The following is a 1,580-nucleotide window of genomic DNA, read 5'->3' as shown; positions in this document are numbered from 1 at the left end:
ACCTCCGGCATGATGCAGCCGAAACTGGCGAAGAAGATCGAGAAGCAGACCCGCGACGAGTTCGCCGACGGCATCGCCAGCTACGGCACCGACGCCCTGCGCTTCACCTTCTGCTCGCTGGCGTCCACCGGTCGCGACATCAAGTTCGACATGGGCCGCGTCGAAGGCTATCGCAACTTCTGCAACAAGATCTGGAACGCCGCGCGTTACGTGCTGGACAAGGGCGAAGACTGCGGCCAGAACGGCGAAGCCTACGAGCTGTCGCTAGCCGATCGCTGGATCATTTCGCAGCTGCAGCGCACCGAAGCCGAAGTGACCCGTCAACTGGATCAGTTCCGTTTCGACCTGGCCGCACAAGCCCTGTACGAGTTCATCTGGAACCAGTATTGCGACTGGTACCTGGAACTGTCCAAGCCTGTGCTGTGGGACGAAAACGCACCGGTCGAGCGTCAGCGCGGTACCCGTCGCACACTGGTTCGCGTACTGGAAGTGGCGCTGCGTCTGGCGCACCCGTTCATGCCGTTCATCACTGAAGAAATCTGGCAGCGCATCGCGCCGCTGGCCGGCATTCAGGGCAAGACGATCATGCTGCAACCTTGGCCAGTGGCCAACGAAGAGCGCATCGATCCGGCGGCCGAAGACGACATCGAGTGGCTCAAAGGCCTGATGCTGGGCACGCGCAACATCCGTGGCGAGATGAACATCGGCCCGGGTAAACCGTTGCCGCTGTTCCTGAAAAACGTCAGTGCCGAAGATCAGCGTCGCCTGACCGAAAACGAAGCGCTACTGAAGAAGCTGGCGCGCCTGGAATCGATCACCGTGCTGGCTGCGGGCGAAGAAGCACCGCTGTCCGCCACCGCACTGGTTGGCGAGATGGAAGTGCTGGTGCCTATGGCCGGCCTGATCGACAAAGGTGCCGAGCTGGCGCGTCTGGACAAGGAAATCCAGCGCCTGCAAGGCGAAGTGCAACGGGTTGGCGGCAAGCTGTCCAACGCCGGTTTCGTTGACAAGGCGCCAGCCGAAGTCATCGAGAAGGAACGCGCCAAACTGGCCGAAGCCGAACAGGCTCTGGGCAAGCTGGCCGAGCAGCATGCGCGGATTGCCAGCCTGTAACGGCAATTCGCAATGAACAAGGGAGGCCCAGGTGGCCTCCCTTTTCATGCCTACCGTTCTTCGCCCCCCCTGTAGGAACAAGGCTTGCCCGCGATGGCGATTCCACAGACGCCATCGCGGGCAAGCCTTGCTCCTACAGGAGGTATCCGCAGACGCCATCGCGAGCAAGCCATGCGCCTGCAGGTCCCCGTGTTGGCATTGTCTGTGGGACAATGCCCGCCACTTTCAGCCATACCCGAATCGACCACCGCCATGACCGCCCCCCGTACACCGAAACCTGCGCGTAGAAAGCCTGAGTCCGCAACCCCGGCCAAAGTCGTGGAGCCGCGCGAAAAGGCCAGCCTGCATCCGCGCAATCGCCATCAGGGTCGCTACGACTTTGCGGCGTTGATCAAAAGCACGCCGGAACTGGCGAAGTTCGTGATCATCAACCCGTACGGCAAGGAAAGCATCGACTTCGCCAGCCC

The 1,580-nt window shown here is 61.7% G+C and carries 2 protein-coding genes; both read left to right on the top strand.

Annotation, left to right across the window (positions count from 1 at the left end):
• On the top strand, nt 1–1,113 hold a 1,113-nt coding region (locus D8V06_RS27075; protein ID WP_153189266.1), incomplete at its 5' end, for a class I tRNA ligase family protein.
• A 252-nt stretch (nt 1,114–1,365) separates the two neighbouring features.
• On the top strand, nt 1,366–1,580 hold a 215-nt coding region (locus D8V06_RS27070), incomplete at its 3' end, for an RlmF-related methyltransferase (protein WP_130932165.1).

Source organism: Pseudomonas sp. Sample_24, from assembly GCF_004307605.1.
Classification (GTDB): Bacteria; Pseudomonadota; Gammaproteobacteria; order Pseudomonadales; family Pseudomonadaceae; genus Aquipseudomonas.
This window is presented reverse-complemented; position numbering and strand designations above follow the sequence as displayed.